This is a genomic window from Klebsiella sp. 141162 (assembly GCF_050600755.1).
Taxonomy (GTDB): Bacteria; Pseudomonadota; Gammaproteobacteria; order Enterobacterales; family Enterobacteriaceae; genus Klebsiella; species Klebsiella aerogenes.
Genome location: NZ_JAQIRI010000001.1, coordinates 272192 through 296845, shown reverse-complemented (window position 1 = coordinate 296845; position 24654 = coordinate 272192). Strand labels below are relative to the sequence as shown.

Annotated in this window: 16 protein-coding genes; 7 read left to right on the top strand and 9 right to left on the bottom strand. The window is 55.0% G+C overall.

The features are described 5' to 3' along the window. Positions 1 to 120 precede the first annotated feature (120 nt). Positions 121 to 1329, top strand: a complete 1209-nt coding sequence (locus PGR23_RS01355; RefSeq protein ID WP_047043234.1) for a SulP family inorganic anion transporter — start codon at positions 121 to 123, stop codon at positions 1327 to 1329. Here PGR23_RS01355 and mgtE read toward each other — a convergent pair. From mgtE to PGR23_RS01325, 6 genes are all read right to left on the bottom strand, one after another. Then, entirely contained in the window at positions 1292 to 2728 is a 1437-nt protein-coding gene (mgtE, locus tag PGR23_RS01350) for a magnesium transporter (protein WP_045391390.1), read from the bottom strand. The two genes, PGR23_RS01355 and mgtE, sit on opposite strands and share 38 nt — an antisense overlap. Positions 2729 to 2892: 164 nt before the next feature. Continuing rightward, the gene (locus tag PGR23_RS01345) at positions 2893 to 4536 is read right to left on the bottom strand and encodes a multidrug ABC transporter permease/ATP-binding protein (protein ID WP_047043236.1); all 1644 of its coding nucleotides are present in this window, start codon (positions 4534 to 4536) and stop codon (positions 2893 to 2895) included. Between the two features lie 68 nt (positions 4537 to 4604). Then, a complete protein-coding gene (alkB, locus tag PGR23_RS01340) occupies positions 4605 to 5264 on the bottom strand; it encodes a DNA oxidative demethylase AlkB (protein ID WP_045391394.1) in 660 nt (219 codons plus the stop codon). Then, positions 5264 to 6334: a bifunctional DNA-binding transcriptional regulator/O6-methylguanine-DNA methyltransferase Ada gene (gene ada, locus PGR23_RS01335; protein ID WP_045391396.1), complete on the bottom strand. Its 1071-nt coding sequence runs from the start codon at positions 6332 to 6334 to the stop codon at positions 5264 to 5266. Before ada ends, alkB begins: the two co-directional genes overlap by 1 nt. Positions 6335 to 6406: 72 nt before the next feature. After that, positions 6407 to 7459 (bottom strand): FAD:protein FMN transferase ApbE, encoded by a 1053-nt coding sequence (gene apbE / locus PGR23_RS01330; protein WP_396279518.1) that lies wholly within the window; start codon positions 7457 to 7459, stop codon positions 6407 to 6409. Between the two features lie 103 nt (positions 7460 to 7562). Next, positions 7563 to 8666 (bottom strand): OmpK36 porin, encoded by a 1104-nt coding sequence (locus PGR23_RS01325; RefSeq protein ID WP_047066177.1) that lies wholly within the window; start codon positions 8664 to 8666, stop codon positions 7563 to 7565. Between the two features lie 771 nt (positions 8667 to 9437). Here PGR23_RS01325 and rcsD point away from each other — a divergent pair. Next, complete coding sequence (gene rcsD, locus PGR23_RS01320; protein WP_348876075.1) at positions 9438 to 12098, top strand: phosphotransferase RcsD; 2661 nt, start codon at positions 9438 to 9440, stop codon at positions 12096 to 12098. Between the two features lie 16 nt (positions 12099 to 12114). Next, positions 12115 to 12765 carry a response regulator transcription factor RcsB gene (rcsB, locus tag PGR23_RS01315; protein ID WP_015365624.1) on the top strand — a complete coding sequence of 217 codons (651 nt, stop codon included), beginning with the start codon at positions 12115 to 12117 and terminating at the stop codon, positions 12763 to 12765. A gap of 112 nt (positions 12766 to 12877) precedes the next feature. Here rcsB and rcsC read toward each other — a convergent pair whose 3' ends face one another. Both rcsC and gyrA read right to left on the bottom strand, forming a co-directional pair. Next, positions 12878 to 15730, bottom strand: a complete 2853-nt coding sequence (rcsC, locus tag PGR23_RS01310; protein ID WP_049061095.1) for a two-component system sensor histidine kinase RcsC — start codon at positions 15728 to 15730, stop codon at positions 12878 to 12880. Positions 15731 to 15861: 131 nt separating this feature from the next. Further along, complete coding sequence (gene gyrA / locus PGR23_RS01305) at positions 15862 to 18495, bottom strand: DNA topoisomerase (ATP-hydrolyzing) subunit A (RefSeq protein WP_045391405.1); 2634 nt, start codon at positions 18493 to 18495, stop codon at positions 15862 to 15864. A 146-nt stretch (positions 18496 to 18641) separates the two neighbouring features. On the opposite strand from gyrA, the gene ubiG reads away from it, so the two are divergent. The 4 genes from ubiG (at position 18642) to yfaE (ending at position 23487) form a co-directional block, all read left to right on the top strand. Further along, on the top strand, positions 18642 to 19370 hold the full coding sequence (gene ubiG, locus PGR23_RS01300) for a bifunctional 2-polyprenyl-6-hydroxyphenol methylase/3-demethylubiquinol 3-O-methyltransferase UbiG (RefSeq protein ID WP_396279517.1): 729 nt from the start codon (positions 18642 to 18644) through the stop codon (positions 19368 to 19370). Between the two features lie 346 nt (positions 19371 to 19716). Beyond that, positions 19717 to 22002: a class 1a ribonucleoside-diphosphate reductase subunit alpha gene (gene nrdA / locus PGR23_RS01295; protein WP_015365619.1), complete on the top strand. Its 2286-nt coding sequence runs from the start codon at positions 19717 to 19719 to the stop codon at positions 22000 to 22002. 100 nt (positions 22003 to 22102) lie between these two features. Beyond that, positions 22103 to 23233 carry a class Ia ribonucleoside-diphosphate reductase subunit beta gene (gene nrdB, locus PGR23_RS01290; RefSeq protein WP_015365618.1) on the top strand — a complete coding sequence of 377 codons (1131 nt, stop codon included), beginning with the start codon at positions 22103 to 22105 and terminating at the stop codon, positions 23231 to 23233. Further along, entirely contained in the window at positions 23233 to 23487 is a 255-nt protein-coding gene (gene yfaE, locus PGR23_RS01285) for a class I ribonucleotide reductase maintenance protein YfaE (RefSeq protein ID WP_015365617.1), read from the top strand. The genes nrdB and yfaE overlap by 1 nt, the downstream gene beginning before the upstream one ends. A gap of 94 nt (positions 23488 to 23581) precedes the next feature. Here the strand turns inward: yfaE and glpQ are convergent, their stop codons facing one another. Continuing rightward, positions 23582 to 24649 carry a glycerophosphodiester phosphodiesterase gene (glpQ, locus tag PGR23_RS01280; RefSeq protein ID WP_396279516.1) on the bottom strand — a complete coding sequence of 356 codons (1068 nt, stop codon included), beginning with the start codon at positions 24647 to 24649 and terminating at the stop codon, positions 23582 to 23584. Between the last annotated feature and the right edge of the window lie 5 nt (positions 24650 to 24654).

The following is a 24654-nucleotide window of genomic DNA, read 5'->3' as shown; positions in this document are numbered from 1 at the left end:
AAAATCACTTTTTGTACTGGTATGATGGCCCTTTCCGCGCTATCATCTCCCGTTCTGTGATGGAGCGCACGCCAACGGCGGCTTCTCTCCCTTCAAATTTTTTATCATCCGCGAACTTTTATGCCCTCAACTTCCCGCACTCTCTCACCGGCGTTGATAACACGCGAGACCCTCGCTGGCGTGCTAACTGCCCTGGCGTTAATCCCTGAAGTCATTTCATTTTCGGTCATTGCCGGCGTGGACCCGCAGGTCAGCCTGATTGCTTCAGTGGTGCTCTGTCTGGCGATGTCGGTTCTCGGCGGGCGTCCGGCGATGGTGACGGCGGCGGCAGGTTCTGTCGCCCTGGTAATTGGCCCGATGGTACATCAGCATGGCGTAGGGTATATTCTGCCTGCTGTCATTCTGGCTGGTATTATTCAAATTTTGTTTGGGGTATGCGGTATGGCGCGGTTAATGCGCTTTATCCCGCCAGCGGTGATGACCGGTTTTGTTAATGCGCTCGGCATTCTTATTTTTTTCGCCCAGGTTCCCCATTTCTGGAGCAGGCAGCCGCTCATCGTCGGCCTGTTCGTTCTGACGCTGCTCATCGTGCTGTGGGCGCCGCGTTTTATCAAAGCCGTGCCGGCGCCGCTTATTGCTATCGTCCTTCTCACCGTTTATACCGTCACCAGCGGACAGTTGCTGCCGACCGTGGGTGATGAAGGCGCCATGGGCGGCGGTCTGCCGGGCTTCAACGCGCTGGCGGTGCCGCTGGATTTAAGCACCTTGAAAATTATCTGGCCCTGCGCCCTGAGTATCGCCTTTGTCGGCCTGATGGAATCGCTGTTGACGGCAAAGCTGGTTGACGATCTCACCCATACGCCGTCAAATAAGTCGCGTGAGAGCGCAGGACTGGGGGTCGCCAATATCCTCGCGGGCTGCTATGGCGGCATCGCCGGGTGCGCGATGATCGGCCAGACTATCGTTAACGTGGAAATGGGCAAGGCGCGTAGCCGCCTATCGACGATAGTGGCCGGTCTGGTACTGCTGCTTCTGGTGACGGCGCTTAGCCAGGTGATGGCCAAAATTCCAATGGCGGTGCTGGCCGGGGTCATGGTGATTGTGGCGGTGAAAACCTTCAGCTGGCAGAGTATTCGCCCAACCGCGCTGGCGCGCAATCCGTGGCCGGAAACGCTGGTCATGGCGGCAACCGTCGTCGTGACGGTCACGACCAGTAATCTGGCGATCGGCGTACTGGCGGGGCTTATCGCAATGGCGCTCATCCCTCGCCGCCTGCGCGTAAAAGCGCAGCTTACATCAGAAACAGCGTCGCCAGACCAAGGAAAATAAAGAACCCGCCGGTGTCGGTAATCGCGGTGATCATCACGCTGGAGCCGACCGCCGGATCGCGCCCCAGCTTGACCATCACCATCGGGATGATAACCCCCATCATCGCCGCCATCAGCAGATTGAGCATCATCGCCAACGTCATCACCCCGCCAAGCTGCGGGTCATCGTATAACCACCAGGTGATAGCCCCCATAATCCCGCCCCATACGAGGCCATTAATCAGCGCCACCCCCATCTCGCGCAGGATCAGGAAGGTAAAACTTCCCGGCTGGATCTTTTGCAGCGCCATCGCGCGGACGATCATGGTGATCGTCTGATTGCCGGTATTTCCGCCTATCCCGGCGACGATCGGCATCAGCGAGGCCAGGGCCACCAGTTGAGAAATGGTATGTTCAAAGCCATCGATCACCCGTGAAGCGATAAACGCCGTACAGAGGTTCACCGCCAGCCACGCCCAGCGGGTTTTCACCGCTTTGCTTACCGGCGCAAAAACATCATCATCTTCGCTCAGACCGCCCATCCGGCGCAGATCGTTATCGGTCTCTTCGTACACCACATCGACGATTTCATCGATGGTCAAACGCCCCATCAGCTTGCCGTCGGCATCAATTACCGCAGCACTCAGTAAGTCATCACGCTCGAAGGTACGCGCCACTTTTTCCGCCTCTTCCTGCGGCTGGAAAGTCACCGGATCGCCTTCCATCACCTCGCCAACGCGCTTTTGCGCATCGTTGAGCAGAATAGTCTGTAGCTCCAGCTCGCCGAGCAGCAGTTTATTGCGCGTGGTGACGAACAGTTTATCGGTGTTTTCCGGCATTTTGCCCAACCGGCGCAGATAGCGCTGTACCGCCGCCAGAGTGGCTTCCGGGCGAACGGTAATCACCTCAAACTCCATGATCGCGCCGACGGTGTTATCGGCGTAGCGCATCATCTGGCGAATGCGCGCGCGTTTATCCGGCGGCAGCGTCGCCAGCAGGCGGCCGGTTAAGTCGCGCGGCAGGTGCTGCAACAGGTAAACCTGTTCATCAATATCCAGCGATTGCAGGGCAAATATCAGGTCGTGGTCGCTCATCTTGTCGATGAGATCGCCCCATACGCTCTCTGACGCCTCCAGCAGCACTTCGCCGCGCTTGTCATCGGCAACCAGCCCCCACAGCGCGGTACGCGCGTCATAAGGCAGCGCTTCCAGGGCATCGGCGAGATCCGGCGGCGGCAGATGCGACACCAGCACTTCCACTTCCGCCAGGTCATCGGCCAGCGTCCCTTCATCATAGCGCTCCGCGAGGGTGAGTTTCCCCAGCAGCGCGGAGGTGACGGCTTTATCAGTGCTCAATAGCCAAATCAGGCGGGCGCGTTCTTCATCGCGTAATCGGGCGCTTTTTTTATGCAAAACGGACATCGCTCAGGCAATCCTTGTGAGAATAGAAGTCGACCTGCATGGCCGCAACCATAAGCATAGCGCGAGGAGGGGGAAATAATAACCGCCAGCAATTTATCTGCTGTAAAAACCAGCAATATGTCCCGATCGGACGAAAACGACCGATCGGGTAACCAGCAAAAACGTTAAGCAGTACGTGCTACCGCGTCGCGGGTCGCCAGTTCGCGCTCAACGCCGGTGAGCTCGCTCAGCTTGCCGCTGCGCATCTCCAGCAGGCGATCGGCATGCTGGAAATAGTGATCATCATGGCTGATGGCAAACACGGTTTTCCCCATTTGCTGCATCAGCGGCAATAGCACCTGATAAAACTCGCGGCGGAAATGCGGATCCTGATCCGCGGCCCACTCATCGAGCAAAATGATATCGCGCTCTTCGGCCAGCGCCAGCAGCAGCGCCACACGCTTTTTCTGCCCTTTAGACAGCTTCAGATCGAGGATTTTCCCCTCTTCCAGCTGCAGCTTGTGGTCCATCTTCAGATATGCCAGCCACTTCGCGACCAGCGCCGGATCGGCGCGTTCGCCTTTTGGCCCTAACAGACGATCAAATAGCCAGACATCGGTAAATACCGCCGAGAATAGCTTGCGGTAATCTTCTGGTTTTTCCGTCGCCAGAGGCTGACCATCGAGCAGGATCTGCCCGGAGAGCGGTTGATACAGCCCGGTCAGCAGCATCGCCAGCGTCGACTTGCCGCTGCCATTGCCGCCAATCAGAAACACCAGTTCGCCGCGTTTGAGAGTCAGATTAATCGGCCCGACGGCAAAACTGTTATCCGGGTAGCGGAACGAGACGTCGCGCAGCTCCAGAGTCTGCCAGTGCGGATGCGCCTGCGGCTCGGGGAAACCGGGGCGGTAAGGCGCCAGCGCGAACTGATGCAGTTTATTGAATGCCACCTGGGCGCTGAGCAAGGTCGGCAGCGCCCCCACTGCCGACAGCAGCGGCGTACGCAGGAATAGCAGCGTCAGGGAATAGGTCGCCGCCACCGCGGTATTGGCCCACCCGAGGCCATTAGCCATCCAGAACACCAGACCGATGGCGCCAAGCATCATGATATTCGACCAGTTCACCGCGCTCAGGTGGAACGTATCGGCGCGAATGATGTGGTGGCGATAATCGCGGGCATCCGGCAGATACAGCTGATTAAAAACATATTCGGCGCGTTCGCGGTTCAGCGTCAGCTCTTTGCGCCCTTCCAGCACCGTCTGATAATCATGATACAGCTTATCTTCGGTCTCGCGCAGCGTCGCCATATGCTTATAGACGCGCGCCACCAACACAAAGCCGCCCCAGATGGTGACCGCCATCCAGACCGCGGTCACCAGCATCATTTTACCTGACAGAAAAGCCAGGTAGGCGGCGGACCCGAAGGTCAGGATAATCCCCTGCACCAGCTCCGGCAGGCGCACAAAGGCGATGGTAATGTTACGCACGTCGCTGGTTAAGCCCGCCAGCAGCGAAGCGCTGCCGATTTTTTCGATCTTTTCGATTTGGGTGTCGAGAATGCGTTTTATAAATTCGCCGCGCAGGCGATAGACGAAATGGTGGCCAAGGGTGGTTAACGCCAGCTGCGAGCCGAGCGTGACCGCCATCAACAGCAGCAGCAGGCCGAGAAACTCCGGCAGCACGGTGAGCGAGGTATCCACAAGGGAAATCAGGCGCAGGTTAATAAAGGCGATAAGCCCGATACCCAGCGCCGCGCTGAGCAAACTCAGCGCCATGACGGCAATGAACGGCCAGCGGTACTGGCGCCAAACAAGAACAAGTAATTCCATAAGCTACGATCCGGACAAGCAAACAGCCAGCAGTTTAAACGGCTTGCCGACGACAGCAAGAATAATTCTTATTTTTGTTTTTGCCGGCCTCCCGCGAGGCGAAACGTGAGGTTATAACGACAGGCGCCGGTCAGCGGGTGCTCCCCCGGTTTAAGCGGCTGGATGCCGTGGTAAAAGAGCCGTGATTCGCCGCCCCAAACCACCACATCGCCATGCTCCAGCAGCAGCCGACGCAGCGGATCGTTACGTTTCAGCCCGCCAAACTGAAACACTGCCGGCAGTCCCAGCGACACCGAAACGATAGGCGCACGCAAATCCCGCTCGTCTTTATCCTGATGCAGCGACAGCTTCGCGCCCGGCTGGTAGCGGTTAATCAGACAGGCGTCCGGGGAGAAATGCGCATAGCCCGCCTCCTGCGCTGCCTCCGCCGCCAGTTGCTGAAAGAGCGGCGGCATCGGCGGCCAATGTTCGCCGGTCAACGGATCGCCCGGCGCATAGAGATAGCCGTGCATATCGGTCGTCCAGCCGAGTTGGCCACAGTTGGTCATAGCCACCGACATGGTATAACCACCGGGGGTCACCATCTGGCGGAACGGAGAAGCGCTGGCCACTCCGGCGATGGCCTGCAGCAGCGCCGGCGCGCGCTGAACGGCAAAACGGCGTAACATCATCGCCCCGGGGGCCAGCGGCTCCTGCCAGGGTGGCGTATCGGCAAACAGATCGAGCATTATTTCTCCCGTATTTTTGCTTCGCGCGCCAGCAGCAGCGCTTTGCGTTCGCTGCCCCAACGATAGCCGGAAAGCGCCCCGCCCTCACGTACTACCCGATGGCAAGGAATGACTATCGCCAGTTTATTAGCCGCACAGGCCCCGGCAACCGCTCTGACCGCACGCGGTTGACCAATGCTGTGCGCCACCTCGCGGTAGCTGCGGGTTTCGCCTGGCGGGATCTGGCGCAAGGCTTGCCACACCCGTTGCTGGAAAGCGGTACCGCGAATATCCAGCGGCAAATTCACCGCCTGCTGCGGATTATCCAGATGGGCAACCACCTGCGCCACGCGTTCGGTAAACGTGTCATCACCCGGCTGTAATTGGGCGCCGGGAAACAAGCTCGCCAGCTGCGCATATAACGCCTTATCGTCATCGCCCAGCAACACGGCGCATACGCCACGTTCGCTGAACGCCACCAGGCACCGGCCAGAGGCGCTATCGCTGCAAACCCAGCGAATCACCACATCTTCGCCGCCGCGTTTAAACTGGCGGGCGGTCATGCCCAGCGTCTCGTTTGCCTGGCGATAATAGCTGGCGGAATCGGGGAAGCCTGCAGCTAATGCCGCGCGGGTGACATTCTCGCCCTGGCTTAATGCTTCGCGTAGGCGCCGCGCGCGCCACGCCTGCTGCCACGCCTTGGGCGTAAGCCCGGTGACGGATTTAAAAATACGATGGAAGTGAAACGGGCTGACCGCCAGCTGCTGCGCCAGCGCCTCAAGGGTGATTGGCGCCTCTTGTTCCAGCAGGCGACAGGCGGCGGCCACCTTCTCGACCCGCTGTTGGTCGGGGTCGAGATTATCCGGCCGACACCGTTTACAGGGGCGATATCCGGCGGCCTTTGCCGCTTCGACATCAGAATAAAAGCGGACATTCTCCCGTAGCGCGCGCCGTGAACGGCACGAGGGACGGCAGCAGACGCCGGTGGTCAACACGGCGAAGACAAACTGCCCGTCGGCGCTGGCGTCACGTTCGCAGACCGCCTGCCAGCGGCGGTCATCGTTAGTCATATCGGCAATCATCGGTTTCATAGCGGGCTCCTGCTGTAAGTGTATCCTTACTTTGCGCCTTGCTCCGATCTAAAAAACTGCGCTTCTTGCTTTTTAATTCTGCTCGCCGACCAGGAAGGTGCGGAACTGCGGCGACATCCAGGTCTTAAAGCCGTCGCCCTCTTTGATAATCATATAGACCGCCAGCCCCTGCTCGTGTGCCACCTGTTGGGCTTTTTCCGGCCCTAATACCATCAGCCCGGTATCCCAACCGTCGGCTTCCAGCGCCGTCGGCGCAATCACCGTCACCGAAACTAGCTTATGGTTGATGGGGTGCCCGGTTTGCGGATCGATAACGTGAGAAATACGTTTGCCGTCCAGCTCGTAGTAGTTGCGATAGCTACCGGAGGTGCTGATGCCGTGGCCGTTGATATCGACAATCGCCTGGACGGCGTTTTCGCGGTCGGTTGGTTTTTGAATCGCCACTCGCCACGGTTTATCGTCACCGTTCATCCCGCGGCTGACCAGCGCGCCGCCAACCGATACCAGATAGCGGGCAATTCCTTCCTGCTCCATCAGCCGCGCCAGATGATCGGCGGCATAGCCCTCGCCGACCGTGGAAAGATCGACAAATAAATCGGCAATATCTTTTTGCAGATACTGTTGATCGGCGCGGTTAATCACCGTCAAATGCTGCAGCCCGGTACGCGCTTTTGCCGCCGCGATTTGCTGCGCCGTCGGCGTTTTTACCGGTTGCTTATCCGGGCCAAATCCCCATAGATTGACCAGCGGCCCGACGGTAACATCCATCGCCCCGGCGGTTTTGGCGCCAATACGCAGCGACAGAGTGACGATATCCGCCATCGCTTCGTTCACCGGCCACGGTTCGGTCGTGGCGTCATGATTGAAGCGCATCAGCGCGGAGTCGTTTTTCCAGGTCGAAAGCAGCAGATCGTCACCATCGAGCTGCGCCTGAACTTTATGGCGTAAATCTTCGGCTTTCGCCGGATCCAACCCGACGACGCTAACGCGCCAATAGGTCCCCATCGTTTTGCCATCGAGCACGGTGGCGGCGGATTTTGGCGTGGCCGGGGAGGTCGCGGAATCACAGCCGGTAAGCAGAACGCTGAGGCCGAAAAAGGCGGCGCGGAAAAAGGTGGTATCCATGAAAACGGGCTCCTGTTACAAAGGCAGCCAGAGTATACCAGCGAGGTTAAACCGGGCATAAAAAAAGGCGCCCGCAGGCGCCTTTTTCAACACTTCAGCTTGCTTAGAACTGGTAAACCAGGCCCAGAGCAACAACGTCGTCGGTAGAGATACCGGCGTTACGAGTGAAGTTGTTTTCGTCCAGCAGGTTGATTTTGTAATCAACGTAGGTGGACATGTTTTTGTTGAAGTAGTAGGTCGCGCCCAGGTCAACGTATTTCAGGATATCCTGGTCACCGTAACCGCGCTCCAGATCCTTACCTTTGGACTGCAGGTAAGCGACGGACGGACGCAGACCGAAGTCGAACTGGTACTGAGCAACCACTTCGAAGTTCTGCGCTTTGTTAGCAAAGCCCAGGGAACCTGCGCGAGTTGCGTTGTAGGTCTGGGTGTACTGAGTCGCCAGGTAGATGTTGTTAGCGTCGTATTTCAGACCACCGGTGTAGGTTTCAGCATCGTCACCACGGCCCAGAGCCAGTTGGGAATTCTGGTCGCCAGTACGTTTAGAGTGGGAGTACGCGAAACCTGCGCTGATGCCGTCCCAGATATCATAGGTCAGAGAGGTACCGAAGCCGTCGCCGTTCTGTTTCAGAGCGCCACGGCCGTTGTTGGTCGGAGAAGTACCTTCGCCGCTTACGCTGCCGTTTTTACCCTGGTACTGCAGAGCAAAGTTCAGGCCGTCAACCAGACCGAAGAAGTCAGAGTTACGGTAGGTAGCAACGCCGTTAGCACGGGACTGCAGGAAGTTGTCGGAACCGTAGGTGTCGCCGCCGAATTCCGGCAGAACGTCGGTCCAGGAAGTTACATCGTAAACAACACCGTAGTTACGACCGTAGTCGAAAGAACCCGCGTCGCCGAATTTCAGACCAGCGAATGCCAGACGAGTCCACGCCTGATCGCTGGAGCTTTCGGTATTGTTCGCCTGAACGTTGTATTCCCACTGGCCGTAACCGGTCAGCTGGTCGTTGATCTGGGTTTCGCCTTTCACGCCGATACGCATGTAGGTCTGGTCGCCGTCTACGCTCTTGTCGTCAGAGAAGTAGTGCAGACCATCAATTTTACCGTACAGGTCTAATTTGTTGCCGTCTTTGTTATAAATTTCAGCCGCATTTGCTGCGCCCGCTACCAGCAGTGCTGGTACCAGGAGGGACAGTACTTTAACTTTCATGTTATTAACCCTCTGTTTGTTATATGCCTTTTATTATTGCCACTGCTTACTGATTACCCTTCTAATCAGTCGGCTGTATTCATTGTGCTGCAAAATGCAGAATAATCCAACAAGAATATGATACGAAAACTTCTAAGGTGTTTCAAAATGCGCACAAGATGTTTCAATTTGTAAATATCAAGGAACTTTTCAGGCACGATAATGGTCGCCAAAATAAGCATCAAAAATCAAAAAAATAATATTTATCTTTAAAATCAAATTATTGAAAGCAGGTAAATGTATAGCACTGAATGGTAAAACAAAATCTTCCCCGAAGACTAAAATAATCCTCGCTATCATCATTAACTTTATTTATTACCGTCATTCAGTTCTGAATGTCTGTTTACCCCTATTTCAACCGGATGCCTCGCATCCGGTTTTTTTTACCCTTCTTTACGTATCTTTAATTATGCTGTGCTATCGCATAAAAAAATAACGACTATTAATCAATCAATTCCGAATGAAAGTTAGCCTATTTCGCCAATTTCTTGTTTTTTCGTGCTATTTATCTGCAACAAATGCCAGTTAATTGTACAAGATCAATTCCACTGTACATATTCGTCGTCGCTATGGTTTTGAGACAAATCTCAGCATTAAAAGATCCCTCAGCGTCAATCTGTTGTATGGATTTCCCGTTTTAGCCTTTATACTTCCAGCCAGTATTCGTTGTGCTGCCCGTCACTATGGCGCAACATCTTGTTTACAAACACTACTGAGCAGCCCTGCTACGCGATGACCCAAAAAAAATTCTCCCTGATCCCAGGCAACATCACCCGCTTCTTCATTTTGATGGTTATCGTCTTGCTCGCGACGATGGGCGTGATGATCCAAAGCTCGGTCAATACGTGGCTAAAAGACAGAAGTTACCAGGTGGTTGATATCAGCCACGCGTTGCACAAACGCATCGATACCTGGCGTTACGCCACCTGGCAGATTTACGACAATATCGCAGCCACCAGCTCCAGTACTTCAAGCGATGGGCTGCAGGAAACCCGGCTAAAGCAGGACGTGTACTATCTGGAAAAGCCTCGGCGCAAAACCGAGGCGCTGATTTTCGGATCTCATGACAGCTCGACGCTTGAGATGACGCAGAAGATTTCTAACTACCTCGATATTCTATGGGGCGCGGAAACCATCCCCTGGTCGATGTATTATCTGAACGGGCTGGATAACAGCTTGATTCTGGTCTCTACCCTGCCGCTGAAAGATCTGTCTTCGAGTTTTAAAGAATCGACGATTAGCAGCGTGGTGGAATCCCGCCGCGCCGAAATGCTGCTGCAGGCAAATACGCTGGACGAACGGGAAACCTTTTCTTCGCTGCGCCATTTGACCTGGCAAAATGGCCACTACTTCACGCTGCGTACCACCTTTAACCAACCGGGCCACCTGGCAACGGTGGTGGCCTTCGATTTACCGATTAACGACCTCATCCCCCCGAGCATGTCGTTGGATAGCTTCCGTCTGGAGGCAGATCCGGCACAGAATGCCGCCAACAGCCCTGATAAAGAAGCCGTTGATAACGTTAGCGTCAGCTTCAATGGCCTGCGTATTGAGATAACTACCGCCATCAATACCACCGGCATGCGGCTGGTGTGGGTCGTGCCGTTCAGTACTTTGCTGATGGAATCCCTGCAGAATATTTTACTGCCGCTGCTGCTCACCATTGGTCTGCTGGCATTAACCCTGTTTGGCTTTACCACATTCCGTCACTATAGCGGTCGCCGTAATCCTGGCAGCGTTAGCGCGGCACCCACCGCCGCCAACAGCGAGCTTCGCGCTCAGCGCGCAATTAATGAAGAGATTGTCTCTTTGCTGCCGCTGGGCCTGTTGGTGCACGATCAGGAAGCCAATCGCACTATTATCAGCAACCCGATCGCCGATCATCTGTTGCCTCATCTGAACCTGCAGAACATCACCAACATGGCCGATCAGCATCAAGGGGTCATTCAGGCGACGATCAATAATGAACTTTATGAAATCCGCCAGTACCGTAGCCAGGTTGCTCCGCGTACGCAGATCCTGATTATTCGCGACCAGGACAGAGAAGTACTGGTGAACAAAAAGCTTAAACAGGCCCAGCGTCTGTATGAAAAAAATCAGCAGGGGCGTATCGCCTTTATGCAGAACATCGGCGCCGCGCTGAAAGAACCGGCGCAGGCGCTGGCGCATGAAGCGGCGGCCATCGGCATTAATGAGAGCCGTAAACTGGCGCAGCGCGCGGATGAACTGGTTCATCTGGTCGATGAGATTCAGTTGGCGAACTTACTGGAAAGCGACGCCTGGAAAACCACACCCGGCTTATTCTCCATTCAGGGCTTAATAGATGAAGTAGTTCCTGAAGTCCTACCAATGGTAAAACGCAAGGGACTCCAGCTGTTAATCAATAACGCGCTGCCGGCCAACGAGCAGCGCTACGGCGATCGCGACGCGCTGCGCCGCACGCTATTACTGCTGATTCAGTACGCGATCACCACTACCTCTATCGGTAAAATCACCCTTGAGGTGAGCAAAGATGAATCTGCCGACGATCGGCTGACTTTCCGTATCCTTGATACCGGCAACGGCGTAAGCGCTAATGAAATCGATAATATGCACTTCCCGTTCCTTAACGAGACGCAAGCCGACCAGTACGGCAAGGCCAATGCCCTCACCTTCTGGTTATGCGACCGTTTAACCCGCAAGCTTGGCGGGCAGCTTAATATTAAGGCGCGAGAATCGCTCGGCACCCGCTACTCGCTACACCTTAAAATGGCGGCAAGCGAGGAAGAGAGCGACTCCGGCGAACACCTGTTGGACGATGTAGTCGTGATGATTGACATTACCGCCAATGAAGTACGCCGCATCGTGACGCGCCAGTTAGAGAGCTGGGGCGCAAGCTGCATCACCCCGGACGAAAGACTCGCAAGTCAAGAGTACGATCTCTTTTTAACTGATAATCCGTCTAATCTTACTGCTTCAGGCTTGCTTTTAAGCGATGATGAGGTTGGGATACGCAAAATTGGCCCTGGTCAGTTGAGCGTCAATTTTAATATCAGCACTGCCATGCAGGAAGCTATCCTGCAGCTGATTGAGCAGCAGCTGGCGCAAGAAGAGATTCAGCCCACCTCCACTGGAAATGAAGGGAATGCTGAACTCCATGCCAGCGGTTATTACGCGCTGTTTGCCGACACTGTTCCGGATGATGTTCAGAGATTGTATACTGAATTAACCATCAGCGATTTCGCTGCGCTGGCGCAGACCGCTCATCGCCTCAAAGGGGCGTTTGCGATGCTTAATCTGATACCCGGCAAGCAGTTATGTGAAGCGCTTGAGCATCTGATTCATGAAAGAGATGCTCAAGGTATAGAAAAATACATCAGCGACATTGACGGTTACGTCAAGAGCTTGCTGTAGCAAGGTAGCCTAATACATGAACAATATGAACGTAATTATTGCCGATGACCATCCGATCGTACTGTTCGGCATTCGTAAGTCACTTGAGCAGATCGAGTGGGTGAATGTTGTTGGCGAATTTGAAGATTCCACAGCTCTGATTAACAATCTTCCTAAACTTGACGCGCACGTCCTGATTACCGACTTGTCGATGCCTGGCGACAAATATGGCGATGGGATCACCCTGATCAAATACATCAAACGCCATTTTCCTGAACTGTCGATTATCGTTCTGACCATGAACAACAACCCGGCTATCCTCAGCGCAGTGCTGGATCTCGATATTGAAGGGATCGTACTGAAGCAGGGTGCGCCGACCGATCTGCCGAAAGCGCTGGCCGCGCTGCAGAAAGGCAAAAAGTTTACTCCGGAAAGCGTCTCCCGCCTGCTGGAAAAAATCAGCGCCGGCGGTTATGGCGACAAACGCCTGTCGCCGAAAGAGAGTGAAGTTCTGCGTTTGTTCGCTGAAGGCTTCCTGGTCACTGAGATCGCCAAAAAGCTAAACCGCAGCATTAAAACCATCAGTAGCCAGAAGAAATCGGCAATGATGAAGCTGGGTGTCGAAAATGATATCGCACTGCTGAACTACCTCTCTTCCGTTTCTCTTACCTCAACGGATAAAGAGTAATTCACTTTTCCCGGATGGCGGCCAGCCGCCGTTTCCGGGCCATTCTGAAACTTTATTCCCGCCCCGGAGAGCATCGCGCGCCGGGGAGCTCTCAGCACCATTCCGTGCGGCCTCAGCTTGTTTTTCTGGCTTTACGTACCTGTGCGGCATAGGTGGCCAGCGTGTGCTTAAGGATATCCAGCGTCACCGGTTTTGACAGGCAGCTATCCATTCCCGATTCCAGACAACGCTGTTTTTCTTCCGCCAGCGCGTTAGCCGTCACGCCAATAACCGGCAACGTCATCTCCAGCTGACGGATCCGCTGCGTCAGACGGTAACCATCCATATTGGGCATGTTCACATCGCTGAGAACAATATCAATATGCTGTTTACTGAGGACGTTAAGCGCATCGATGCCATCATTGGCCGTTACGCATTGATAACCCAGCGAGCCAAGCTGATCGGCCAACAGGCGGCGGTTAATCGGATGATCGTCGACCACCAGAATCATCATGTCGTCATTGCTGGCCGTTGGCGCGTCATGGGCCGATAGCGCCGGACCATTCTCTTCCGCCGCCAGCGCCAGATGCAGCAGACGCCCCAGTAATGGCAGGAGCTCATGCGGCGTGGTAACGCTATGTAGCCACTCTCCCGGCGCGCGCTCAACAGGAATGCCGATATGGCGGCGGCAGAAGATCACCGCAGCGCTTCCCGGCCAACCCTCATAGCCTTCATCATCGGTTAATAAAATATCGTCGGCAGCCGGCGTCTGACCAGCAAATTGACGTACCGTCAGGCCATGATATTGCAGCAGCGATTCGACAAAAAGCGCCAGTGACGTGTTATGAATCGCCAGCCAACAGGTGCTGTTGCTGTGCCGATCGGCCAGCAGCGGCGGCATCGGCTGCATGCCGTATAGCGGAATACGAATAGTGAAACGGCTTCCCATGCCGGGTTCAGTTTCCACGGCAATGTCGCCATCCATCATGCTGATAAGTTTTTCACAGATAGCCAGCCCCAAGCCGGTGCCCTGGAAATTACGCTGTACTCCGGTACCGACCTGGAAGAACGGGTCGAACAGGCGCACAACCTCTTTCGCCGGGATCCCCTCGCCGGTGTCACGTACGCTAATTTGCAGATAGTCGCCGGCGCGCTGGACGTGCAACACGATACAGCCGGTATCGGTAAATTTAATAGCGTTACTCAGCAGGTTGGAAATAACCTGCTGCAGACGCATCGGGTCGCCGATCATCGTTTGCGGGACATCCGGCTCGATGAAACAGTACAGCCCCAGCTGTTTGCGTACCACCAGCGGTAGATAGTTCGCCGAAATATGATTCATGACCTCGCGTGGCGAGAACTCTCGCGGTTCGATTTTTAGCTGCTCTGACTCAATCTTCGAGAAGTCGAGAATATCGCTGATAATCTTCAATAGCAGGCTGGAGGAGTTATTCATCGCCGTCACCAGCCGATCGACTCCCTTCGGCAACGCTTTGGTCTGCAGCAGATCGAGGTTGCCAATAATGCCGTACAGCGGCGTACGCAACTCGTGGCTAACGGTGGCGAGGAACATCGATTTCGACTGGCTGGCCTGTTCCGCCGCCTGGGCCATCTCCTGCAGCGACTCTTCCATTTTCACACGGGCGGAAACATCCACCAGCACGCATATCGCGACGTTTTCATTACGATAGCGCGAGTGTACAAAGCTAATCTGCAGGTTGGTGTTGTTGCTGGTTAACACGTCGACGAAGTTGACCTGCTGGCCGCAGATAATCTGCGTGAGCCGCTGGCGGTCTTCGTGAGTCAGCATATTCAGATAGTTATGCGCCAGTTCGTTACTGAGTATGTTAGTGCCGTCCTGGGTACGCAGAATACAGATCCCTACCGGCGCGGAGGCGACGATTTTACGGTTGAACTGCTCATGCTCTTCCAGACGCTGGGCGTCGTTTTCCGCCGGAATAAATATCCGCCGTTCATACATGCGCGCCAGCGCGAACAGGATCGCGCCAGTCAGGATATTCAGCACGATAGCGTTGAGGATCAGCATCCTGATGCGCTCGAGCACCTGATCGACGGAAACCGAATAGACAATACTCAGCGATGACGGCAGCAGGCTCTTTTTCAGCACCAGTTCGCGGAAACCAGAGCTGTAGCCAAACCACATCCGCTCCTGCATCCAGCGGGTTTCCGGTTTAATACTGTTATCCGGCCCGGCAAGGGAAATGAGCTGCTGGCCGTTATCATCGAGGATCGTCACGCTCATCGGCAGGCTGCCTGGCGTAAAGAAGCTCTCCATGCGGATAGTCTGCTCGACGCCGAGCATCGCCTGCAGGCGGTTAGCCATATAGATTGGCGTCAGGGCATAGAAATAGCCGACGCCCGGACGCACGCCCTGGCTAATCCAGAACAGGTTATTGCCCCGCTCGTTTTGCGGCGCATCGCGATATTGTTCGATACGTTGATGCAGCACCTTCAGCGCCTGATCGCGCTCCAGCGGCATATCGCGCAGGCCGAAGTTAGCCATACAGAGGTTGTCGCTGCCAATTAAAAAGATACGGTTCAGGTCGTAGGCAGCGGAGAAATTATCGCGCCAGTAGCGCATGAACCACGCCAGCGATTGCAGCGAATTGCGCCAGGCGCCGCTCATTGCGCTGCAGTCGGAATCCGGATACAGCGGTTCAAAATTGGGGATAGTGATATTACCGCTGTTGGCCAGCGCCGCGCTGCCCTCGCTCCCGGTCGCCGCACGATTGCCTGCGACGTACTTCAGCTCTTTAATGACATCCGCAGTCCGCTGGATATAACGCTGCGCCTGATCGGCGTTAAGATTCAGCTCCTGACGAATTTCCGATTCCCGTTCATGCAATGCGTTAACGATATAAAACACGGAGACAAAAGCAATCAGCATCCATAGCAGAACCGCCAGCGCTCTGAACAGATAACGAGAAACCTTTAAGGTCGTATGAAACGAGGCAAGATATTTCAATGGGGCAATGCTCGGTCGTCAGGGGCTCAACAGAATGGGGTTAAAGTAGCGGTAAATGGGCTTTGTCGCAATGTTAATGCAAAAAGGGCCGGGATAATACCCGGCCCTTTCAGAACATTTACCTGCGACGATTACTCTTCGTCTTCGGCGATGTCGTCGTCAGCATCGTTTTCCGGCGCGATATCATCATCGCCTTCCGCTACGCTGCCGTCGATGGCATCCAGTTCTTCGTCGTCAACCGGTTCAGCCACGCGCTGCAGGCCAACAACATTTTCATCTTCCGCGGTACGGATCAGAATCACGCCCTGAGTATTACGGCCCACGATGCTCACTTCAGAAACGCGAGTACGCACCAGGGTGCCCGCATCGGTGATCATCATGATCTGGTCGCAATCATCGACCTGCACGGCGCCGACCACGGAACCGTTACGTTCGGTGACCTTAATAGAGATAACGCCCTGCGTCGCACGTGACTTGGTCGGATACTCTGCTGCCGCAGTACGCTTGCCGTAACCGTTTTGCGTCACGGTCAGGATAGCGCCTTCGCCGCGAGGAATGATCAGCGACACTACGCTATCTTCTCCCGCCAGCTTGATGCCGCGTACGCCGGTTGCGGTACGGCCCATCGCGCGAACGGCGTCTTCTTTAAAGCGCACCACTTTACCAGCGGCGGAGAACAGCATCACTTCGTCCTGGCCAGAAGTCAGATCGACGCCGATCAGTTCGTCGCCTTCGTTCAGATTGACGGCAATGATACCGGCAGAACGCGGACGGCTGAACTCGGTCAATGCCGTTTTCTTCACGGTACCGCTGGCGGTCGCCATAAAGACGTTAACGCCCTCTTCGTACTCGCGAACCGGCAGGATAGCGGTGATACGCTCGTCAGCTTCCAGCGGCAGCAGGTTGACGATCGGCCGACCACGCGCGCCGCGGCTGGCTTCCGGCAGCTGATAAACCTTCATCCAGTACAAACGACCACGGCTGGAGAAGCAGAGGATCGTGTCATGGGTGTTGGCCACCAGCAGGCGGTCGATAAAGTCTTCTTCTTTAATACGCGCTGCCGATTTGCCTTTACCGCCACGACGCTGCGCTTCGTAGTCGGTTAACGGCTGATACTTCACATAACCCTGGTGCGACAGGGTCACGACAACATCTTCCTGGTTGATCAGGTCTTCGATATTGATATCGGCGCTGTTGGCGGTGATTTCGGTACGACGCGCATCGCCAAACTGTTCTTTAACCAGCTCCAGCTCTTCGCGAATAACTTCCATCAGACGATCGGCGCTACCCAGAATGTGCAGCAGCTCGGCAATCTGATCCAGCAGCTCTTTGTACTCGTCGAGCAGTTTTTCATGCTCCAGACCGGTCAGTTTCTGCAGACGCAGATCCAGAATCGCCTGGGCCTGCTGTTCGGTCAGATAGTACTGGCCGTCACGCACGCCGAACTCTGGCTCCAGCCACTCCGGACGCGCAGCGTTATCGCCGGCGCGCTCCAGCATCGCGGAGACATTGCCCAGATCCCATGAACGCGCGATTAAACCCGCTTTTGCTTCCGCCGGCGTCGGCGCGCGGCGAATCAATTCGATAATCGGATCGATGTTAGCCAGCGCAATCGCCAGCGCTTCAAGGATATGCGCACGGTCGCGCGCTTTGCGCAGTTCGAAAATAGTACGACGAGTGACAACTTCGCGGCGGTGACGAACAAACGCCGCGATGATGTCTTTCAGGTTCATGATCTTCGGCTGACCGTGGTGCAGCGCAACCATGTTGATACCGAAAGAAACCTGCAGTTGGGTCTGGGAGTAGAGGTTGTTAAGAACCACTTCACCCACCGCGTCGCGTTTCACTTCGATAACGATACGCATACCGTCTTTGTCAGATTCGTCGCGCAGCGCGCTGATGCCTTCAACGCGTTTTTCTTTCACCAGCTCGGCGATTTTCTCAATCAGGCGCGCTTTGTTCACCTGATACGGAATTTCGTGCACGATGATGGTTTCACGACCGGTTTTCGCGTCAGCTTCGACTTCCGCGCGCGCGCGAATGTAAACTTTACCGCGACCGGTACGATAGGCCTCTTCAATACCGCGACGGCCGTTAATGATAGCGGCGGTCGGGAAGTCCGGGCCCGGAATGTGTTCCATCAGCCCTTCAATGCTGATGTCTTCGTTATCAACGTACGCCAGGCAGCCGTTGATAACTTCCGTCAGGTTATGCGGCGGAATGTTGGTCGCCATACCTACGGCGATACCGGAAGAACCGTTCACCAGCAGGTTAGGGATTTTTGTCGGCATGACGTCAGGGATTTTCTCCGTGCCGTCATAGTTGTCGACGAAATCAACCGTCTCTTTTTCGAGATCGGCCATCAGCTCATGAGCGATCTTCGACATACGGATTTCCGTATAACGCATCGCTGCGGCGGAGTCGCCATCGACAGAACCAAAGTTACCCTGGCCATCGACCAGCATATAACGCAAGGAGAACGGCTGCGCCATACGTACGATGGTGTCATAAACGGCGGTATCACCATGCGGGTGGTATTTACCGATTACGTCGCCAACGACACGGGCTGATTTTTTATAGGCTTTGTTCCAGTCATTGCCCAATACGTTCATGGCGTATAGTACGCGACGGTGTACCGGCTTCAGGCCATCTCGGACATCCGGCAGCGCACGGCCAACAATGACCGACATCGCATAATCCAGATACGAGCTTTTCAGCTCTTCCTCAATGTTGACCGGTGTAATTTCTCTCGCAAGGTCGCTCATCTAACCGCTATCCCTCTACTGTGTCCCGGATTCAAAGGTCGCAAATTATAACACAGCCGTCGTAATAGAGGTAAAGCAATACGGTTTATTCGTGGCAGTCTGCTGATATACTCGCAGGTCAGAACAGAAAAGGAGTAAAAGCGCCCATGAATGCCGAAAAACCGTCGGTGGCCCCCAACGTTGATCACAATGAAATCGCCAAATTTGAAGCCGTCGCCTCGCGCTGGTGGGATCCAGAAGGCGAGTTCAAACCGCTGCATCGCATCAACCCGTTGCGCCTTGGCTATATTGCCGAACGCTCCGGCGGCCTGTTCGGCAAAAAAGTGCTTGATGTCGGCTGCGGCGGCGGCATCCTCGCCGAAAGCATGGCGCGCGAAGGTGCGACAGTCACCGGTCTGGATATGGGCTTCGAGCCGCTGCAGGTCGCAAAACTGCACGCGCTGGAGAGCGGCGTTCAGGTGGAGTATGTGCAGGAGACCGTCGAAGAGCACGCGGCGAAGCACGCCCAACAGTACGACGTCGTCACCTGTATGGAGATGCTCGAGCACGTCCCTGATCCACAGTCGGTCGTGCATGCCTGCGCGCGACTGGTGAAGCCCGGCGGCCAGGTCTTCTTCTCGACCATTAACCGCAACGGCAAAGCCTGGCTGATGGCCGTGGTCGGCGCAGAATACGTGATGAAAATGGTGCCAAAAGGTACGCATGACGTTAAGAAGTTCATCAAGCCGGCGGAGCTCATCGGCTGGATCGATCAGACTTCTCTGAAAGAGCAGCACATTACCGGCCTGCATTACAATCCGCTCACTAATACCTTCAAGCTGGCGCCGGGGGTTGATGTTAACTATATGTTGCATACAACGGCGAAAAAAGCATAACGTCATACGTTTTTATGATGATGATTGCGCGGCATCAAGCTGCGCAATTTTCCCTTCCGACGAAGAAATCAGCACTCGATCAAATTTTGATTTTTTTTTCTGTTTTATTGACTTCTTCTCCAGGCCTTATACGGCGTGGACTTAGCGATTATTACGCCTGCGCAACCTCAAATTAACGTCAAAATCAACCCTTGTACTCAAAAGAATCCTTACTAAAATAACTCACCATATAGCGTTCTTTTTATCGACAACCCCCTACATATAGTATTTATCCACAGAGTTAGTCACAACGACTTGCTGTGGATAAATGGGGGGATATTTTTTCTCACGGACAGGTAAAAACCACATGAATCAGAGTCTGCTGGTGACAAAGCGCGACGGTAGCACCGAGCGTATCAATCTCGACAAAATCCATCGCGTACTAGATTGGGCGGCAGAAGGACTGAATAACGTTTCGATTTCTCAGGTAGAACTGCGTTCGCATATTCAGTTCTATGACGGCATCAAAACCGCCGACATCCACGAGACCATTATTAAGGCCGCAGCGGACCTGATCTCCCGCGATGCACCGGACTACCAGTACCTCGCCGCGCGACTGGCGATTTTCCACCTGCGCAAAAAAGCGTTTGGCCAGTTTGAACCGCCGGCGCTGTACACCCATGTGGTGAACATGGTCGAAAAAGGTAAATACGATCATCATCTGCTGGAAGACTACACGGAAGAAGAGTTCCAGCAGATGGACGGTTTTATCGACCACTGGCGCGATATGAACTTCTCCTACGCGGCCGTTAAGCAGCTGGAAGGTAAATACCTGGTGCAGAACCGCGTCAGCGGCGAAATCTATGAAAGCGCCCAGTTCCTCTATATTCTGGTCGCGGCTTGCCTGTTCTCTAATTATCCGCGTGAGACCCGTCTGGACTACATCAAGCGTTTCTATGACGCGGTGTCCACCTTTAAAATTTCGCTGCCGACGCCGATCATGTCCGGCGTGCGTACCCCAACTCGTCAGTTCAGCTCCTGCGTGCTGATCGAGTGCGGCGATAGCCTGGATTCGATCAACGCCACCTCCAGCGCGATTGTGAAATACGTTTCCCAGCGCGCCGGTATCGGTATCAACGCCGGCCGCATTCGCGCGCTGGGTAGCCCGATCCGCGGCGGCGAAGCTTTCCACACCGGCTGCATCCCGTTCTATAAGCACTTCCAGACCGCGGTGAAATCCTGCTCGCAGGGCGGCGTTCGCGGCGGCGCGGCCACCCTCTTCTATCCTATGTGGCATCTGGAAGTCGAAAGCCTGCTGGTGTTGAAAAACAACCGCGGCACCGACGCCAACCGCGTTCGCCACATGGACTACGGCGTGCAGATCAACAAGCTGATGTACACTCGCCTGCTGAAAGGCGAGGACATCACCCTGTTCAGCCCGTCCGACGTTCCTGGCCTGTACGATGCGTTCTTCGCCGATCAGGATGAGTTCGAACGTCTGTACACTAAATACGAAAAAGACGACAGCATCCGCAAACAGCGTATTAAAGCCGTTGAGCTGTTCTCGCTGATGATGCAGGAACGCGCCTCTACCGGCCGTATCTATATCCAGAACGTTGACCACTGCAACACCCACAGCCCGTTCGACCCGGTTGTCGCGCCGGTGCGCCAGTCTAACCTGTGCCTGGAAATCGCCCTGCCGACCAAACCGCTGGACGATGTGAACGACGAAAATGGCGAAATCGCGCTGTGCACGCTGTCGGCGTTCAACCTTGGCGCCATCGATAGCCTCGACGAGCTGGAAGATCTGGCGGTACTGGCGGTGCGCGCGCTGGATGCCCTGCTGGATTATCAGGATTACCCAATCCCGGCGGCCAAACGCGGCGCGATGGGTCGTCGTACGCTGGGCATCGGCGTTATCAACTTCGCTTACTATCTGGCGAAACATGGCAAACGCTACTCCGACGGCAGCGCCAACAATCTGACGCACAAAACGTTCGAAGCTATTCAGTATTATCTGCTGAAGGCCTCCAACGAACTGGCTATCGAACAAGGCGCCTGCCCGTGGTTCAACGAAACCACCTACGCGCAGGGTATTCTGCCGATCGATACCTACAAGAAAGACCTGGATGCGATCGTGAGCGAATCCCTGCATTTCGACTGGGAGCAGCTGCGCGAATCCATCAAAACCCACGGCCTGCGTAACTCCACGCTCTCCGCATTGATGCCGTCTGAGACCTCTTCGCAGATCTCCAACGCCACCAACGGCATTGAGCCGCCGCGCGGCCACGTGAGCATCAAAGCGTCGAAAGACGGGATCCTGCGCCAGGTCGTTCCGGATTACGAAAATCTGCAGAACGCCTACGAACTGCTGTGGGAAATGCCGAATAACGACGGCTATCTGCAGCTGGTCGGCATCATGCAGAAGTTTATCGATCAGTCGATTTCCGCCAACACCAACTATGACCCGACGCGTTTCCCGTCCGGAAAAGTGCCGATGCAGCAGTTGCTGAAAGACCTGCTCAACGCCTATAAATTCGGCGTGAAAACGCTGTACTATCACAACACCCGTGATGGCGCGGAAGACGCCCAGGATGACCTGGCGCCGTCAATTCAGGACGACGGCTGCGAAAGCGGCGCATGTAAGATCTAAGGTATTTTTGCCGGGTGGCGCGATGCCTACCCGGCCTACGGTTTTGTAGGCCCGGCAAACGCAGTGTTGCCGGGCGATACAATCTCAACAGGACCCACTCATGGCATACACCACTTTTTCACAGACGAAAAACAATCAACTGCTTGAGCCGATGTTTTTTGGCCAGCCGGTTAACGTGGCCCGCTACGATCAGCAAAAATATGACATCTTTGAAAAGCTGATTGAAAAGCAGCTTTCCTTCTTCTGGCGCCCGGAAGAAGTCGACGTTTCGCGCGATCGCATCGACTATCAGGCGCTGCCGGAACATGAAAAGCATATTTTCATCAGCAACCTGAAATATCAGACGTTGCTCGACTCCATCCAGGGCCGTAGCCCGAACGTCGCGCTGCTGCCGCTGATTTCCATCCCCGAACTGGAAACCTGGGTAGAAACCTGGGCCTTTTCCGAGACGATCCACTCGCGCTCTTACACCCATATTATTCGCAACATCGTCAACGATCCGGCGACGGTGTTCGACGATATCGTGACCAATGAGCAGATCCAGAAACGCGCGGAAGGCATCTCGCACTATTACGATTCGCTGATCGAAATGACTAGCTACTGGCATTTGCTGGGCGAAGGCACCCACACCGTCAACGGCAAAACCGTGACCGTGAATCTGCGCGAGCTGAAAAAGAAACTGTATCTGTGCCTGATGAGCGTCAACGCGCTGGAAGCGATCCGCTTCTACGTTAGCTTCGCCTGCTCCTTCGCCTTTGCCGAACGCAAGCTGATGGAAGGCAACGCCAAGATTATTCGCCTGATCGCCCGTGATGAAGCGCTGCACCTGACCGGCACTCAGCATATGCTGAACCTGCTGCGCTCCGGCAGCGACGATCCGGAAATGGCGGAAATCGCTGAAGAGTGCAAACAGGAGTGCTATGACCTGTTCGTGCTGGCGGCGCAGCAGGAAAAAGAGTGGGCGGACTATCTGTTCCGCGACGGCTCGATGATCGGCCTGAACAAAGATATTCTCTGCCAGTACGTCGAGTACATCACCAATATCCGCATGCAGGCTGTGGGCCTCGATCTACCGTTCCAGACCCGCTCCAACCCGATCCCATGGATCAACACCTGGCTGGTTTCCGACAACGTTCAGGTCGCGCCGCAGGAAGTGGAAGTCAGCTCTTATCTCGTCGGCCAGATCGATTCTGAAGTCGACGCTGACGATCTGAGCAACTTCCAGCTGTAATGAAGCGGATTTTCTTGAGGATTTCTGACACTCGCCTTGAGTGTCAGGATGAACATCCTTCCCTGTTGGCCGCGCTTGAATCGCATAACATCGACGTGGAGTATCAGTGCCGCGAAGGCTATTGCGGTTCCTGCCGCACGCGTCTGGTGTCAGGTCAGGTTGACTGGCTGACCGAACCGCTGGCGTTTATCCAGCCGGGAGAAATTTTGCCCTGCTGCTGCCGGGCGAAAGGCGATATTGAGATCGAGATGTAGTGTTGTCGATGTGTGCGGCCTGATGCCCTCACCCCGGCCCTCTCCCACAGGGAGAGGGGGAAAACATAAAAAAGGGCCTTACGGCCCTTTTGTTTTATTTCGCGTCCAGGAACAGCACCGCTTTATCCGGGAAATCGGTAAACAAGCCGTCGACGCCCGCCTGGTTATACAGCACGTCATAGAGCTGATTAACGTTAGTGGCGTACTCCGGCAACTGATCCGCGCGCACGGTATACGGATGCACCTGCAGATGGCTGGCGTGCGCCTCTTTTACCATCGCCGTCAGCTTCACCGCGCCCGGCTTCGAGCCTTCCGCTACCAGCATATGGTAATCCGGACCAATACCGTCGGCGTACTGCGCAATCTGCGCCATCGCCCCCGGCTTGAACATCCAGTCATAGCTGTAGTTCACCCATTTACCATCGGCCTGTTTCTGCTGCGTTTCATTCCAGTCGGTATAGGCGATGAGCTGCACCAGATTGAGATCCATCCCCATCTTCGGCTCCAGCTCATTCTTAATGCGTTTGAGCTCGTTGGCGTCAAAGCACTGCAGATAAACCTTATCCTGCTTGCTGGTGTAGCCATATTCCTTCAGCACTTTCAGCGTGCTGGCGGCAATATCTTTGCCTTCCTGATGGTGGAACCACGGCGCTTTGATTTCCGGGTAGATACCGATATTTTTACCCGTCGAATGGTTTAGCCCCTGTACAAACTCAATCTCTTCTTCAAAGGTATGAATACGGAAATCGGATTTACCCATCGGGAAACGCCCGGGATAGGTTTGCACGTTTTTACCATCTTTCGGCTCAAAACCTTCGGTGAACTTCAGCGACTTAATCTCGGCCAGGGTAAAGTCAATAGCGTAAAAACGACCATCTTTACGCGCCCGCTGCGGGAAACGCTGCGCTACGTCAGTCACCCGATCAAGATAGTGGTCATGCAACACCACCAGCCGGTCGTCTTTGGTCATCACCAGGTCTTGCTCAAGGTAATCCGCCCCCTGAGCGTAAGCCATCGCTTTCGCCGGCAGGGTATGTTCCGGCAGATACCCGCTGGCGCCGCGGTGGGCGATGACAATTTTCTCTGCCGCGACGGCGCTGAAGCACAGCGCCGAACTGGCCAAAATCATTCCGCTCATTAGCGCGGTAAGTTTCATTTTCATCGCCG

What these genes read in the sequence shown, in the direction of transcription:
- nrdB (WP_015365618.1), top strand. Translation starts at nt 22,103, where the DNA reads ATGGCATACACCACTTTTTCACAGACGAAAAACAATCAACTGCTTGAG.
- glpQ (WP_396279516.1), bottom strand. Translation starts at nt 24,649, where the DNA reads ATGAAAATGAAACTTACCGCGCTAATGAGCGGAATGATTTTGGCCAGT.
- alkB (WP_045391394.1), bottom strand. Translation starts at nt 5,264, where the DNA reads ATGCTCGATCTGTTTGCCGATACGCCACCCTGGCAGGAGCCGCTGGCC.
- PGR23_RS01355 (WP_047043234.1), top strand. Translation starts at nt 121, where the DNA reads ATGCCCTCAACTTCCCGCACTCTCTCACCGGCGTTGATAACACGCGAG.
- rcsD (WP_348876075.1), top strand. Translation starts at nt 9,438, where the DNA reads ATGACCCAAAAAAAATTCTCCCTGATCCCAGGCAACATCACCCGCTTC.
- rcsB (WP_015365624.1), top strand. Translation starts at nt 12,115, where the DNA reads ATGAACAATATGAACGTAATTATTGCCGATGACCATCCGATCGTACTG.
- PGR23_RS01345 (WP_047043236.1), bottom strand. Translation starts at nt 4,536, where the DNA reads ATGGAATTACTTGTTCTTGTTTGGCGCCAGTACCGCTGGCCGTTCATT.
- gyrA (WP_045391405.1), bottom strand. Translation starts at nt 18,495, where the DNA reads ATGAGCGACCTTGCGAGAGAAATTACACCGGTCAACATTGAGGAAGAG.
- ubiG (WP_396279517.1), top strand. Translation starts at nt 18,642, where the DNA reads ATGAATGCCGAAAAACCGTCGGTGGCCCCCAACGTTGATCACAATGAA.
- mgtE (WP_045391390.1), bottom strand. Translation starts at nt 2,728, where the DNA reads ATGTCCGTTTTGCATAAAAAAAGCGCCCGATTACGCGATGAAGAACGC.
- yfaE (WP_015365617.1), top strand. Translation starts at nt 23,233, where the DNA reads ATGAAGCGGATTTTCTTGAGGATTTCTGACACTCGCCTTGAGTGTCAG.
- apbE (WP_396279518.1), bottom strand. Translation starts at nt 7,459, where the DNA reads ATGGATACCACCTTTTTCCGCGCCGCCTTTTTCGGCCTCAGCGTTCTG.
- ada (WP_045391396.1), bottom strand. Translation starts at nt 6,334, where the DNA reads ATGAAACCGATGATTGCCGATATGACTAACGATGACCGCCGCTGGCAG.
- nrdA (WP_015365619.1), top strand. Translation starts at nt 19,717, where the DNA reads ATGAATCAGAGTCTGCTGGTGACAAAGCGCGACGGTAGCACCGAGCGT.
- PGR23_RS01325 (WP_047066177.1), bottom strand. Translation starts at nt 8,666, where the DNA reads ATGAAAGTTAAAGTACTGTCCCTCCTGGTACCAGCACTGCTGGTAGCG.